This is a genomic window from Streptomyces glaucescens, assembly GCF_000761215.1.
Classification (GTDB): domain Bacteria; phylum Actinomycetota; class Actinomycetes; order Streptomycetales; family Streptomycetaceae; genus Streptomyces; species Streptomyces glaucescens_B.
The window spans coordinates 4,287,359-4,300,877 of the sequence record NZ_CP009438.1 but is presented as its reverse complement, the minus strand read 5'-3'; the positions used below and the strand labels follow the sequence as shown (position 1 = coordinate 4,300,877).

Sequence of the window (13,519 nt, the reverse complement as noted above, 5' to 3'; positions counted from 1 at the left end):
CGCTGGCCCCATGGAGACGGGGAGCCCGCGGGGCGCGGAGACGGCGGGGGACGAGCCGGTGTGGACGGGGCTGCCGCCGCGGCTGCTGCGGATGCGGCGGCTGCTGCTGCTGGTGTGGACGGTGATCCTCGCGGTGGGCCTCGCCCTGCCGCTCGGTCTGCTCGTGGGGCCCGCGTGGGCGGCGTTCGGACTGCTGCCGCCGGCCCTGACGGCGGGGTGCTGGGGCTTGCTCGAGCGCAACTGGCGCTCCTGGCGGTACGCCGAACGCGCCGACGACCTGCTGATCAGCCGGGGCGTGCTGTGGCACGAGGAGACGGTGGTGCCCTACGGGCGCATGCAGCTCGTCGAGGTCACCTCCGGCCCGCTGGAGCGGCACTTCGGCCTGGCCAGTGTGCAGCTGCACACGGCCGCCGCCGCGACCGACGCCACCATCCCCGGCCTGGACCCGGCCGAGGCGGAACGGCTGCGCGACCGGCTCACGGAGCTGGGCGAGGCTCGATCGGCGGGGCTGTGAGCGCGCCCGGCACCGAGGACGGCATACGCCGCGGCGGCGCGGTGACCGAGCGGCGGCTGCACCCGGTGACGCCGTTGCGGCGGGCGTGGGCACCGGTCGCCGTGCTGATCGGCTGGGCGCTGCACGACCCCGACGGGGCGCAGCGCCAGCTCGCCCGGCTGACCACGACCACCCTGCTCGTCGGGCTCGCCGTGCTCATCCCGGCCGCCGCCCTCTACGGCTTCCTCACCTGGTGGTTCACCCACTTCGCGGTCACGGAGTCGGAGCTGCGCATCCGCACCGGCCTGCTGTTCCGGCGCACCGCGCACATCCGGCTGGAGCGGATCCAGGCCGTCGACGTCACCCAGCCGCTCCTCGCGCGCGTGGCGGGCGTCGCCAAACTCAAACTCGACGTCATAGGCACCGACAAGAAGGACGAACTCGCCTTCCTCGGCGAGGACGAGGCCCGCGCGCTGCGCGCCGAGCTGCTCGCGCGGGCCGCCGGGTTCGCGCCGGAGTCGGCGCACGAGGTCGGCGAGGCCCCGGCGTACCGGCTGCTGCGCGTGCCTCCCAACGTCCTCGCGCTCTCCCTGGTGCTGACGGGCGCCACCTGGGGCTCGCTGGTCGCCGCGCTCGTCGTCCCGCCGGTGCTGTGGTTCGCCACCCACAGCCTGTGGACGGTCGTCGCCACGGCCGTGCCGCTGCTCGGCGCGGCGGGCGCGAGCAGCGTGGGGCGGTTCGTCGCGGAGTACGACTGGACGGTGGCCGAGTCCCCGGACGGGCTGCGGATCGACCGCGGGCTGCTCGACCGCGTCCACGAGACGGTGCCCCCGGGGCGGGTGCAGACCGTGCGGATCGTGGAACCGCTGCTGTGGCGGCGCCGCGGCTGGGTCCGGGTGGAGCTGGACGTGGCCGGGTCGTCGAACTCCGTGCTGCTGCCGGTGGCCCCGCGCGAGGTCGCCGAGTCCGTCGTCGCGCGCGTGCTGCCCGGCGTCACGGTGCCGCCGCGACCGGCGCTCACCGGGTCGCCGCGGCGCGCCGGCCGCTGTGCGCCGCTGTGGTGGCGGGGCTACGGCTTCACCGCCACCGACGCCGTCTTCGCCGCCCGCCACGGCCTGCTGCGGCGCCGGCTCGCCCTCGTCCCGCACGCGAAGGTGCAGAGCGTCCGGCTCAGTCAGGGCCCCTGGGAGCGCCTGTGGGGCCTCGCAGACGTCCACGTGGACACGGGAGCGGACAAGACCGTCACCGCCCGGCTGCGGGACGCCGAGGAGGCCGTGCGCCTGCTGCGCGCCCAGGCCGAGCGATCCCGCACGGGCCGCAGGGACGCCCGCCCGGACCGGTGGATGGCGTAGGCCGTGACCGCCGGCCGGGGCGGCGGCGCTCCGCGGCGCACGGCACGCGCCGCGCGCCCGGCGCCCGCCCGGACGGGCCCCGTGGACGGCCCTCCCCGGCGACGATGCCCGGGGCCGGAGGTGTGCCCCGGCCGCTCAGGAGGCCGCGGTGCGCAGGCCCTGGATGTCGATCTGTTCCGTCTCGTCGTGGGCCGTCAGGTCGATGACCTGGCCGACGGCCCGCTCGACGGCGGGGCTCGGCGGCTTGAACTCCGCCGCGGCCGGCCGCCCGGCCCTCCCCTCGGTCTCGGCCTTGTGCAGGTCCAGCGCCTCCTGGCCGACGACGTCGGCGAGGTCCTCGTTCTGCACCGCCTCCAGGGCGGCGGAGTCCGCGCTCTTCGCCTTGGTGCCGAAGAAGTCGAAGCCGCCCTCGACGGCGGGGCGCCGCGCGGGGGCGGGCGGTACGACGGCGACGGCGGTCGGCACGGCGAAGTGCCCCGCGGGCTGCCGCGGGCCGGCGGACCGGTCCGCGGGGACGTCGGACCGGTCCGTGGGGGCGGCGGCCGCGTGCTCCTGCCCGTCGGCCGCCTCGGGCTTCCCCCGCGCCTCGTCCTCCCGCGCGGCCTCCGCCTCGGCGGGACGCCCGGACCCGGGCCGGGTGCCCTGCCGCGGCACGGTGGCCTCGGGGACATCCGTGGCGCCGGCCCCGGCCGACACGCCGGGCCCCGACGACGCACCGGCCGACACGCCGGGCCCCGACGCCGTACCGACCGACACGTCAGGCTCGGGAGCCCCGTCCGGCGACACGCCGGCCGTGGACGTCGCACCGGAGCCGGCGGAGCCGGACCGCGCACCGGTCCCGGACGCACCGACGGCACCCGAGCCGGTCCCGGACGCGTCATCAGCGGCCGCGCCGCCGGTCCCGGACGGCTCATCGGCACCCACGCGGGTTCCGGACGCGTCATCAGCACCCACGCGCATCTCGACCGCGGCGTCAGCACCCGCACCCGCACCCGCCTCGGACGCGCCGTCAGCACCCGCCGGGCCGGCGAACGCGTCGTCAGCACCCGTGCGCGGCCTGGCCTCCGGGCTCGCGTCCTCCGCGTCACCCGCCCCGGGGGCCGCACCGGACCCAGGGGCGGCCGCGTCGGCCGACGCTTCCGGGGCCGTCCCGGCGCTGAGGCGGGCGAGGGCCGCCCCGGCGCGCAGGAACAGCCGGGAACCCTCCGGGGAGGAGAGCGCGGGCACGGCCGGCCCGCCCGGGACGGCGTCGGCCGCCTGCCCCGCCTGCTCGGGCTGCTGCTCCCGCACCGGGGCCGGCGGCAGTGCCCGCGCGGGCGACGTGGTCTCGATCTCCAGCAGTCGCCGGCCCTCCAGCGCGCTCGCCCGCTCGGTCTCCGCGGTGGCGTACCGGCGCAGCAGCGCTGCGTGCTCGTTGCGCAGGCCGGCCAGTTCGGCGCGCTTGGCGCGCAGCCGCTGCTCCAGCTTCCGGCGCAGCTCCCGGGACTCGTCGAGGTCGCTCTCCAGTTCGGCGACCCGCTCCTCGAAGCGCCACTCGTCGCTCGCCCGCGCGCGCGTGAGCTCGGCGACGCGCTTGCCCGCCTGCGTGTCCCAGCGCCGCATGACGACCGCGCCGACGACCGCCGTCACCGCGGCGGCGGCGGCCAGCCCCCGCAGCACCATCGGTTCCGTGAACACCCAGGGCCCGACGGCGCAGACGAGGGAGAGGCCCGCGATAGCCGACGGGGGAAGCAGCCTGTGCAAGGGCGGGGAATGACGGTGACGTCCACGTGGCATGGCCAGAAACTTACCGCGCGTACGCGAATCGTGGTGCCCCGGGCCGTAAAAAGAAAGCCACCGGCGAGGGTTCACATCCCATCAGGAAGACAAGGCGGAAGGAAAGGGTCCGGCACGGGGAAAGAGCCCGGCGCCGAATTCACCAAGATCGTTTCACTCCTCGGTCAGCCGCCCGCCCAGCCACTCCAGCGCGGCCGGGATCTCCCGCCGCCAGGTGTTGAAGTTGTGCCCGCCGCTTTCCAGGATGATCGACGAGATACGCGTCGGGGGCGCCGCTTTCACCCGGTCGATGAACTTCAGTGTGTCCTTGTAGTTGCTCTCACCGGACTTACTGCTGGTGACGAGCAGCGAGGTCTTCGGCGCGGGCAGATGGTCCAGGCACCACCACAGATCGGCGCGGTCGCGCACCGACTCGTCCCCCTGGAAGAGGTCGCCCGTGGTCGCGTCGGTCAGCGCGTCGTAGTACGGCGACAGGCCCGCGCCGGCGCCGTAGACGTCCGGGTGGTGCATCGCGAACTTCAAGGCGCAGTAACCGCCCGTGGAGTCGCCGATGACACCCCACCGGCCCGGCTCGCCGTCCACCCGGTAGTGGCCCCCGACCGCCGCCGGCAGGTCCTTCGCGAAGAACGTCTCCGCCTGCGGGCCGCCGGGGACGTCCACGCACTCGGTGTCCCGCGGCGGCGCCACGGTCGGCCGCAGCATCACCAGGACCATCGGTTCCATCCGGCCCTTGGCCGCCAGATCCCGGGCGGTGCGCGGGAAGTGCAGCTTGTCGACCAGTGACCGCGCGGTGCCCGGATAGCCGCTCAGCACCACGGCCGCGGGGAAGGCGTGCGTGCGGTAGCGCGGCTGGAAGTACTCCGGCGGCAGGTACACGTACGCGGGCACCGTCAGCCCGGTCGAACGGCCGGCCAGGGCGACCTTCTGCACCCGCCCGTTGATCTCCGGCCGCAGTCCCGGCGCCCCCGGCACCCGCTCGTTCTCCAGGACCTTCACACCGCCGCCCCCGGCATGGTCGACCACCACGCCCAGGTCGTCCTCCTGCCCGAACAGGTCCGCCCAGCTCGCGTAGAAGCCGAACGACTGGTTGGCGGCCAGCCCCACCGCGGCGAACAGCGCCACCTGTGTGGCCAGCAGCAGCCCGACCCGGCCGCCGACGGCCCGCCAGCCGCGCCGGGCCAGCCGTGGCCACAGCCACACCGTTGCGGCGAACAGCGCGACGGCCGACCCGACCGCCAGCGCCAGCACCACGTCACTCGTGAGCCCCATGGGTGGCACCCACCCGTCCTTCCCTGACTTTCCCCGGGTTTCCCCGGCCTTTGACCCCGCTTGGGGGAACGGAGTGAACCTCCGCCCCCGAGACACCGTCCTAGAGGGCGCAATGTCGCCGGATGCCCGAATCGGCACCGGATCCAAGCTCTCTCGCAGAACCACGGGATGCGATGTCTGTCAGGCAAGATGGGGAAATGTCGGATGGGGTTCCGGGCGGGCCGAGCCGGGCGCGCCGACTGCTGCGCGGCCCGCGACCGGAGGCCGTGCCCGTCCTCGTCGCCAGGGCGTGCGCCCTCGTGGGACTGCTGGACATCGCCGCGGGCGTCTTCCCGCGCTTCCGGTACAGCAGGATGCACGCCCTCGCCGAGGTGCTGCCCGGCGCGCTCGGCCCGTTCGCGGCGGCACTCGCGCTCAGCGCCGGTGTGCTGCTGCTGCTGCTCGCACACGGCCTGAAGCGCCGCAAACGCCGCGCCTGGCGGGCCGCCGTCGCCCTGCTGCCGGCCGGCGCGGCCGCCCAGTTCGCCTACCGGCACTCCGTGCTCGGCGTGCTGATCTCCCTCGCCCTGCTCGCGGTGCTGCTGCGCCACCGCGACCAGTTCGCCGCCCTGCCCGACCCGCGCAGCCGGTGGCGCGCCCTCGCCAACTTCGTGCTGATGAGCGCCGGTTCCCTCGCCCTCGGCCTGGTCATCGTCGGCGCCCACCCCGGCCGCATGGTCGGCGACCCCAGCCTGGCCGACCGGCTGACGCACGTCCTGTACGGCCTGTTCGGCTTCGAGGGCCCGGTCGGCTACCGCGGCAACACCTCGTGGACGGTCGGCTTCTCCCTGGGCGCCCTCGGCCTGCTCACCGCCGTCACCACGGCCTACCTCGCCCTGCGCCCCGAGCACCCGGCCGCGCGGCTCACCCCGGAGGACGAGGTCCGGCTGCGGGCCCTGCTCGACAAGCACGGCGGGCGCGACTCGCTCGGCCACTTCGCGCTGCGCCGCGACAAGGCCGTCGTCTTCTCGCCCAGCGGCAAGGCCGCGGTCACCTACCGCGTGGTGTCCGGGGTGATGCTCGCCAGCGGCGACCCCATCGGCGACGTCGAGGCCTGGCCCGGCGCCATCGAACGCTTCATGGACGAGGCCCGCGCCCACTCCTGGACGCCCGCCGTGATGGGCTGCTCCGAGACCGGCGGCGAGGTGTGGACCCGCGAGACCGGTCTCGACGCCCTCGAACTGGGCGACGAGGCGGTGGTGGACGTCCCGGATTTCTCCCTCGCCGGCCGTGCGATGCGCAACGTGCGCCAGATGGTCAAGCGCATCGAGCGCGCCGGTTACCGGACCCGGGTACGACGCGTGCGTGACCTGGACGCGGCCGAACTGGAGCGGATCCGCCGGGCCGCCGACGACTGGCGCGGCACCGACACCGAACGCGGCTTCTCCATGGCGCTGGGCCGCATCGGCGACCCGGCCGACGGCGACTGCCTGATCGCCACCGCGCACAAGGACGAGGCCCAGCCGGGTCCGTACGGCGACCTGAAGGCCGTCCTGCACTTCGTGCCCTGGGGCACCGACGGCGTCTCTCTGGACCTGATGCGCCGCGACCGCTCGGCCGACCCCGGCATGAACGAACTTCTGATCGTCGCCGCCCTCCAGGCCGCCCCGGAGCTCGGCATCGCGCGCGTGTCGCTCAACTTCGCGATGTTCCGCTCGGCGCTGGCCCGCGGCGAGAAGATCGGCGCGGGGCCGGTGCTGCGCGCCTGGCGGGGGCTGCTGCTCTTCCTGTCCCGCTGGTTCCAGATCGAGTCCCTGTACAAGTTCAACGCCAAGTTCCGGCCACGCTGGGAGCCGAGGTTCGTCGTCTACCGCGCCTCCGCCGACCTGCCGCGCATCGGCTTCGCGGCCATGCAGGCCGAGGGCTTCCTCGACCCCGCCGAGCTGCTGCCGCGCCCGTTGCGCCGCCGCCGGCCCGTGCCCCGCCCGTGCGTCCACGCGGTACGGGACGCGACCGCCCGGCCGGCGGGCGAGGGGGACGCCCGCGCGGCGCGTGCCCAGGACGTCCGCCCGGCCCCGGGGCACAAGGCCCGCACGGCGCACGGACAGGACGCCCGCCCGGCGCCGGCACCCGGCACCCGCCCGGCCGGCGACCAGGTCCCCGCGGCCGGGGAACACGAGGTCGCCCCGGCCCAGGAGCGCGAGGTCTCCCCGGCCGAGAAGCGCGAGGTCCACGCGGCCTGACGCGCTGGACGGCGCGGCACGGCCCCCAGGACAGGCCCGGACGGCGGCCCGCCCCCCTCCTCCCCCCGGAGGGCTTCCGTCCGGGCCGCCCGACGTGAAGAGCCGCACGCCCGCGGGGGCCTACGCTGAACGTATGAGCAACCAGAGCGGACGCGGGCACATCACAGGCCTTCCGGATTGGGACCGCTGCGCGGTCATGGGCGTGGTGAACGTGACGCCCGACTCCTTCTCCGACGGCGGCCGCTGGTTCGACACGACCGCCGCGGTCAAGCACGGCCTGGAGATGGTCGCCCAGGGGGCCGACCTGGTCGACGTCGGCGGCGAGTCCACCCGCCCCGGCGCCACCCGGGTCGACGAGGCGGAGGAGCTGCGGCGGGTCGTCCCCGTCGTCCGCGGACTGGCCTCCGAAGGCGTCGTCGTGTCCGTCGACACCATGCGCGCCTCGGTCGCCGAACAGGCCCTCGCGGCGGGCGCCGCCCTGGTCAACGACGTCAGCGGCGGCCTCGCCGACCCGGCGATGGTCCCGGTCGTGGCCGACGCGGGCGCCCCCTTCGTCGTCATGCACTGGCGCGGCTTCCTGCAGGGCGGCAACGTCCGGGGCGTCTACGCCGACGTCGTCACCGAGGTCGTCGACGAGCTGCACGCGCGCGTGGAGGCCGTCCTCGCGGGCGGCATCGCCGCCGACCGGATCGTCGTCGACCCCGGCCTCGGCTTCTCCAAGGACGCCGAGCACGACCTGGCCCTGCTCGCCCACCTGGACCGGCTGCGCGGCCTCGGCCACCCGCTGCTCGTCGCCGCCTCCCGCAAACGGTTCCTCGGGCGGGTGCTCGCCGGACCGGACGGCGCCCCGCCGCCCGCGCGGGAACGCGACGCGGCGACCGCCGCCGTCTCCGCGCTCGCGGCGCAGGCCGGCGCATGGGCGGTGCGGGTGCACGAGGTGCGCGCGACCGCGGACGCGGTACGCGTCGCACGCGCCGTGGAAGGAGCGCGTACGGCCGGACATCCGCCGGTCGCGGCCCCCGCACACCAGACGTACGGCACCGCGCACACGCCCGGCGCCTGCACCCCCGAAGCGCGCCCCGTCGACATCACCTCCGCCGGCGCACACACCTCCGAAGGAACCCGGTGAGCGCTCCCCACACCGACGTCGAGCAGGTCGAACTCGCCAACACCGCCTTCTACGAGGCACTGGAGCGCGGCGACTTCGAGACCGTCTCCCGCCTCTGGCTCACCCCGTCCGACCTGGGCGTCGACGAGACGTACCACGACCCGGCGGACACCGGCGTGATCTCCTGCGTACACCCCGGCTGGCCGGTGCTCACCGGCCGCGGCGAGGTGCTGCGGTCGTACGCGCTGATCATGGCCAACACCGACTACATCCAGTTCTTCCTCACCGACGTCCATGTCTCCGTCACCGGCGACACCGCCCTGGTGACCTGCACCGAGAACATCCTCAGCGGCGGCCCCGCCCCCGACGACGGCGACGAGCTGGGCCCGCTCGTGGGCCAGCTCGTGGTCGCCACCAACATCTACCGGCGCACGTCCGACGGCTGGAAACTCTGGTCGCACCACGCCTCGCCCGTCCTGACCGAAACCGACGACGCCGAGGGCGACGACACCCCCGCCTGAGCGGGTAACAGCCACCCAAGAGGGTCCCGGACGCACCGGAAGAGGGCCCGAAGGGACCAAGGAGTGGTTGGAATCACGACGTGTCGGGTAGGGGCGGCTACCAGCCCGTGAGCCGGATTCACCAGGAGGAACGCACACCCGGCCCTCCTGGCCCGGCCGGGTCACGCCCCCGTGGCCCGGTGCTGTCCGTGCCCGCAGGTAGATTCGTCCGAGGCCGGTGTGCCGCCCGCACACGGCACGGACCGGCCGCAACCGACGACTGCAGGAGTGATTCGCGTGGATCGTGTCGCGCTGCGCGGCCTGAAGGCCCGCGGGCACCACGGTGTGTTCCCCAAGGAACGCGAGGAAGGCCAGACCTTCATCGTGGACCTCGTCCTGGGCCTGGACACCCGCCCGGCCGCGGCCGACGACGACCTGGCGAAGACCGTGCACTACGGCATCGTGGCGGAGGAGGTCGTGGCCGTCGTCGAAGGCGAGCCCGTCAACCTCATCGAGACGCTTGCCGAGCGCATCGCCCAGGCCTGTCTGAAGCACGAGGGAGTCCAGGAGGTCGAGGTCTGCGTCCACAAGCCGGACGCACCGATCACCGTCCCCTTCGACGACGTGACCGTCACCATCACCCGGAGCCGAGTATGACCCCGTCCTTCACGCAGGGTCCCACCGACCCGACCGTCCAGCCGGTGCCCGCCGCCGTCGTCGAGAAGGTCGACGCCGCCGACACCACCCTGCACAACCCGCAACGCGCCGTGCTCTCCCTCGGCTCCAACCTCGGCAACCGCCTGGAGACCCTCCAGGGCGCCGTCGACGCCCTGGAGGACACGCCCGGCGTACGGATCAAGGCGGTCTCCCCCGTCTACGAGACCGAGCCGTGGGGCGTCGAGCCCGGCACCCAGCCGTCCTACTTCAACGCCGTCGTGGTGGTGAAGACCACCCTGCCGCCCTCCTCCCTGCTGGAACGCGCCCACGCCGTCGAGGAGGCCTTCAACCGGGTGCGGGACGAACGCTGGGGCCCGCGCACCCTCGACGTCGACATCGTCGCCTACGCCGACCTGGTCTCCGACGACCCCAAACTCACCCTCCCCCACCCCCGCGCCCACGAACGCGCGTTCGTCCTCGCCCCCTGGCACGACGTCGACCCCGACGCCCAGCTGCCCGGCCGCGGCTCCGTCGCGGGTCTCCTCGGCACCGTCACCCGCGAAGGGGTCGCACCCCGCGCCGACCTGGAACTCCGGCTGCCCGAGTAGTCGTTAAGGTCGACACGACCCACCGTCGGGGAGATCCGCCAGGCCGGACACCCGGGAAGCCGAAGGGACACCGTGAGAGAGCTGCGCATCAGGGTGCTGGCCGCCGTGTTCGTCGTCGCCGGAGTGCTCTCCTGGGCGGGCGCCCGCCTGTGGAGCTCGTTCGGCACCCTGCCGAGCGTCCCCCTGGCAGCGCCCATCGTCCTGGCCCTGATCGCCGTGGTCCTCCTGGCCACCGCGCTCTCCCTGCGCGCCCGGCTGAAGGCCCAGCGCGAGCGCCGTCCCGAAGCCAAGGGCGTCGACCCGCTGATGGCGGCCCGCGCGGTCGTCTTCGGCCAGGCCAGCGCCCTGGTCGCCGCCCTCGTCGCCGGCATGTACGGCGGCACGGGCGTCGTCCTCCTGGAGTCCCTCGACATCCCCGCCCGCCGCGACCAGGCCATCTACGCCGGCTTCTCGGTCCTCGCGGGCATCGCCGTGATAGCGGCGGCCATCTTCCTGGAGCGCGTCTGCAGACTCCCCGAGGACGACGAACCGGGCGGCCCGGGCACGGCACCGGCGGCCTGACCACCTGGCGGCCCGGTCCGGGCGCGAACGGCCGGGTCGCGCGCGTTGCGCGATCGGCGCACCGCACGGGCGCCCAGGGGCGTTCTGCTCGCCGTACGCTCAGTGCGCCATGATCAGGCTCATCGCCTCGTTGCGGGTCGCCGCGTCCCGGAGCTGGCCGCGGACCGCCGAGGTGATGGTCTTCGCTCCGGGCTTGCGTATGCCACGCATCGACATGCACATGTGCTCACACTCGATGACCACGATCACGCCGCGCGGCTCCAGGATCTCCATCAGGGAGTCGGCGATCTGCGTGGTGAGCCGCTCCTGCACCTGGGGGCGGCGGGCGTAGACGTCCACGAGCCGGGCCAGCTTGGACAGGCCCGTGATCTTCCCGCTGGTGGACGGGATGTACCCGACGTGGGCCACGCCCCGGAACGGGACCAGATGATGTTCACAGGTCGAGTAGATCTCGATGTCCTTCACGAGCACCATCTCGTCGTGACCGAGGTCGAACGTCGTCGTGAGCACGTCCTCCGGCTTTTGCCACAGCCCGGCGAATATCTCCCGGTACGCCCGCGCCACCCGCGCCGGCGTCTCGCGGAGGCCCTCGCGGTCCGGGTCCTCGCCGACCGCGATCAGGAGTTCGCGTACGGCGTTCTCGGCGCGCTTCTCGTCGAACTCGCCGATGGTGCCCTCGCCGTCCAGCGTCACGGGGTCGGTCATGTGGTGCCTCGTTCCTGTGTGTCGTGCATTCCCGGCGGCCGGAAATGGCGGAATGCCGCGCCCCCAGGCTAGAACCTGGTGGGCGCGGCATTCATTCCGGGCCTGGTGGGGCCGCCGGGGCGGCTCCCGGGCGGGTCAGCTGTCGGTCCGGTCCTCCTGGACCGGGTCCGGCGCGGACTCGGTGGCCGTGGACTTCGCGGTGATCGCCGCCGACGCGCCGTTGGCGCCGTTGGTCAGTGCCAGCTCCTTGGGGGAGAGCACCGGCGGGCGGGTGGACGGCGTGCGCCGCGAGGAGCCGGTCCAGGCGGGCCGCGGCGGGCGCTTGACGATCGGGGCGAAGATCTCGGCGATCTCCTCCTTGCCCAGGGTCTCCTTCTCCAGCAGCTGGAGAACGAGGTTGTCGAGCACGTCGCGGTTCTCGACCAGGATCTCCCAGGCCTCGTTGTGCGCGGTCTCGATGAGCTTCTTGACCTCTTCGTCGACCAGCGCGGCGACCTCTTCCGAGTAGTCGCGCTGGTGCGCCATCTCGCGGCCGAGGAACGGCTCGGTGTTGTCGCCGCCGAACTTGATGGCGCCGAGGCGTTCCGTCATGCCGTACTGGGTGACCATCGCGCGGGCCAGGTTGGTGGCCTTCTCGATGTCGTTGGCGGCGCCGGTGGTCGGGTCGTGGAAGACCAGTTCCTCGGCCGCCCGGCCGCCCAGCATGTAGGCGAGCTGGTCGAGCATCTCGTTGCGCGTGGTCGAGTACTTGTCCTCGTCCGGGAGCACCATCGTGTAGCCGAGGGCGCGCCCGCGGGACAGGATGGTGATCTTGTGGACCGGGTCGGAGTTCGGTGAGGCCGCCGCGACCAGGGCGTGACCGCCCTCGTGGTACGCGGTGATCTTCTTCTCCTTGTCGGACATGATCCGGGTCCGCTTCTGCGGGCCCGCCACGACGCGGTCGATGGCCTCGTCGAGCATCTTGTTGTCGATCAGCTTCTGGTCGCTGCGGGCCGTCAGCAGGGCGGCCTCGTTCAGGACGTTGGCGAGATCGGCACCGGTCATGCCGGGGGTGCGGCGGGCGACGGCCGAGAGGTCGACGTCCGGGGCGACCGGCTTGCCCTTCTGGTGGACCTTGAGGATCTCCAGGCGGCCCTGCATGTCGGGGCGGTCGACCGCGATCTGGCGGTCGAAGCGGCCCGGGCGCAGGAGGGCCGGGTCGAGGATGTCGGGCCGGTTGGTCGCGGCGATGAGGATCACGCCGCCCTTGACGTCGAAGCCGTCCATCTCGACGAGGAGCTGGTTCAGGGTCTGCTCGCGCTCGTCGTGTCCGCCGCCGAGGCCGGCGCCGCGGTGGCGGCCGACCGCGTCGATCTCGTCGACGAAGACGATCGCCGGGGCGTTCGCCTTGGCCTGCTCGAAGAGGTCGCGGACGCGGGAGGCACCGACACCGACGAACATCTCGACGAAGTCGGAGCCGGAGATCGAGTAGAACGGCACGCCGGCCTCGCCCGCGACGGCACGCGCGAGCAGGGTCTTGCCGGTGCCGGGCGGGCCGTAGAGCAGGACGCCCTTGGGGATCTTGGCGCCGACGGCCTGGAACTTCGCCGGTTCCTGGAGGAACTCCTTGATCTCGTGCAGTTCCTCGACGGCCTCGTCGGAGCCCGCGACGTCCGCGAAGGTCGTCTTGGGGGTGTCCTTGGTGATGAGCTTGGCCTTCGACTTCCCGAAGTTCATCACTCGGGAGCCGCCGCCCTGCATCTGGTTCATCAGGAACAGGAAGACGACGACGATGAGGACGAAGGGCAGCAGGGAGAGCAGGATCCCGACGATCGGGTTCTGCTTGGACGGCGAGACCGTGTAGCCGTCCGGGATCTGCTTTTCCTGGTACTTGTTCTGCAGCGTGCTGGCGATGGTCACGCCCTGGTCGCCGATGTAGCTCGCCTGGATCTTCGAGCTGCCCTCGATCTTCACACCGTCTTTGAGCTGGACCTTGATGATCTGCTCGTCGCCGGTGGTCAGCTTGGCCTGCTCGACCTTGTTGTCATTGATCGCCTGGACGACCTGGCCCGTGTCCACCGTCTTGTAGCCGCCGGACGAGCCGACGACCTGCATCAACACGACCACGGCAAGGACGGCCAGCACGATCCACATGACCGGCCCACGGAAGTATCGCTTCACGTCCATCCATACGGAGCGGTGCCGCCCCGTCCCTCCTGCCATAGTGAGTTTGATAAAGACAGTTCTTCTGACGGTACCCCAGCATTGTCGCCCGAAGCGGCGCAGGAC

11 protein-coding genes and 1 pseudogene are annotated in these 13,519 nt (G+C 73.4%); 8 read left to right on the top strand and 4 right to left on the bottom strand.

The genetic code is table 11. The features are described 5' to 3' along the window. The first annotated feature begins 10 nt into the window (after positions 1–10). Together SGLAU_RS18620 and SGLAU_RS18615 are read left to right on the top strand one after the other, a co-directional pair. Positions 11–514 (top strand): PH domain-containing protein, encoded by a 504-nt coding sequence (locus SGLAU_RS18620; RefSeq protein WP_043502931.1) that lies wholly within the window; start codon positions 11–13, stop codon positions 512–514. Next, positions 511–1,845, top strand: a complete 1,335-nt coding sequence (locus SGLAU_RS18615; RefSeq protein ID WP_043502930.1) for a PH domain-containing protein — start codon at positions 511–513, stop codon at positions 1,843–1,845. The genes SGLAU_RS18620 and SGLAU_RS18615 overlap by 4 nt, the downstream gene beginning before the upstream one ends. Before the next feature lie 135 nt (positions 1,846–1,980). Here SGLAU_RS18615 and SGLAU_RS18610 read toward each other — a convergent pair whose 3' ends face one another. Together SGLAU_RS18610 and SGLAU_RS18605 are read right to left on the bottom strand one after the other, a co-directional pair. Next, the gene (locus SGLAU_RS18610; RefSeq protein ID WP_318536224.1) at positions 1,981–3,588 is read right to left on the bottom strand and encodes a hypothetical protein; all 1,608 of its coding nucleotides are present in this window, start codon (positions 3,586–3,588) and stop codon (positions 1,981–1,983) included. A 186-nt stretch (positions 3,589–3,774) separates the two neighbouring features. Further along, the gene (locus tag SGLAU_RS18605; protein ID WP_043502925.1) at positions 3,775–4,890 is read right to left on the bottom strand and encodes an alpha/beta hydrolase; all 1,116 of its coding nucleotides are present in this window, start codon (positions 4,888–4,890) and stop codon (positions 3,775–3,777) included. Between the two features lie 197 nt (positions 4,891–5,087). Here SGLAU_RS18605 and SGLAU_RS18600 point away from each other — a divergent pair. The 6 genes and pseudogenes from SGLAU_RS18600 to SGLAU_RS18575 form a co-directional block, all read left to right on the top strand. Beyond that, positions 5,088–6,896 (top strand): annotated as a pseudogene (locus tag SGLAU_RS18600) (phosphatidylglycerol lysyltransferase domain-containing protein); the annotation flags it as partial. Positions 6,897–7,245: 349 nt separating this feature from the next. Beyond that, complete coding sequence (gene folP, locus SGLAU_RS18595) at positions 7,246–8,241, top strand: dihydropteroate synthase (protein WP_244315237.1); 996 nt, start codon at positions 7,246–7,248, stop codon at positions 8,239–8,241. After that, positions 8,238–8,741: a nuclear transport factor 2 family protein gene (locus SGLAU_RS18590; protein ID WP_043502923.1), complete on the top strand. Its 504-nt coding sequence runs from the start codon at positions 8,238–8,240 to the stop codon at positions 8,739–8,741. The genes folP and SGLAU_RS18590 overlap by 4 nt, the downstream gene beginning before the upstream one ends. 276 nt (positions 8,742–9,017) lie before the next feature. Next, entirely contained in the window at positions 9,018–9,377 is a 360-nt protein-coding gene (folB, locus tag SGLAU_RS18585) for a dihydroneopterin aldolase (RefSeq protein WP_043502922.1), read from the top strand. Beyond that, positions 9,374–9,985 (top strand): 2-amino-4-hydroxy-6-hydroxymethyldihydropteridine diphosphokinase, encoded by a 612-nt coding sequence (gene folK / locus SGLAU_RS18580; RefSeq protein ID WP_043502919.1) that lies wholly within the window; start codon positions 9,374–9,376, stop codon positions 9,983–9,985. Before folB ends, folK begins: the two co-directional genes overlap by 4 nt. Before the next feature lie 72 nt (positions 9,986–10,057). Beyond that, a complete protein-coding gene (locus SGLAU_RS18575; protein ID WP_043502917.1) occupies positions 10,058–10,546 on the top strand; it encodes a DUF3180 domain-containing protein in 489 nt (162 codons plus the stop codon). A gap of 99 nt (positions 10,547–10,645) precedes the next feature. On the opposite strand, the gene folE is transcribed toward SGLAU_RS18575, so the two are convergent. Together folE and ftsH are read right to left on the bottom strand one after the other, a co-directional pair. Beyond that, a complete protein-coding gene (gene folE, locus SGLAU_RS18570) occupies positions 10,646–11,251 on the bottom strand; it encodes a GTP cyclohydrolase I FolE (RefSeq protein ID WP_043502913.1) in 606 nt (201 codons plus the stop codon). A gap of 135 nt (positions 11,252–11,386) precedes the next feature. Beyond that, a complete protein-coding gene (gene ftsH / locus SGLAU_RS18565) occupies positions 11,387–13,417 on the bottom strand; it encodes an ATP-dependent zinc metalloprotease FtsH (RefSeq protein ID WP_043502912.1) in 2,031 nt (676 codons plus the stop codon). Positions 13,418–13,519: the final 102 nt, after the last annotated feature.

Bases quoted from the DNA above. Each gene is read 5' to 3' on its own strand.
- SGLAU_RS18620 (WP_043502931.1), top strand. From the start codon at position 11: ATGGAGACGGGGAGCCCGCGGGGCGCGGAGACGGCGGGGGACGAGCCG.
- SGLAU_RS18605 (WP_043502925.1), bottom strand. From the start codon at position 4,890: ATGGGGCTCACGAGTGACGTGGTGCTGGCGCTGGCGGTCGGGTCGGCC.
- folP (WP_244315237.1), top strand. From the start codon at position 7,246: ATGAGCAACCAGAGCGGACGCGGGCACATCACAGGCCTTCCGGATTGG.
- folK (WP_043502919.1), top strand. From the start codon at position 9,374: ATGACCCCGTCCTTCACGCAGGGTCCCACCGACCCGACCGTCCAGCCG.
- folE (WP_043502913.1), bottom strand. From the start codon at position 11,251: ATGACCGACCCCGTGACGCTGGACGGCGAGGGCACCATCGGCGAGTTC.
- ftsH (WP_043502912.1), bottom strand. From the start codon at position 13,417: ATGGACGTGAAGCGATACTTCCGTGGGCCGGTCATGTGGATCGTGCTG.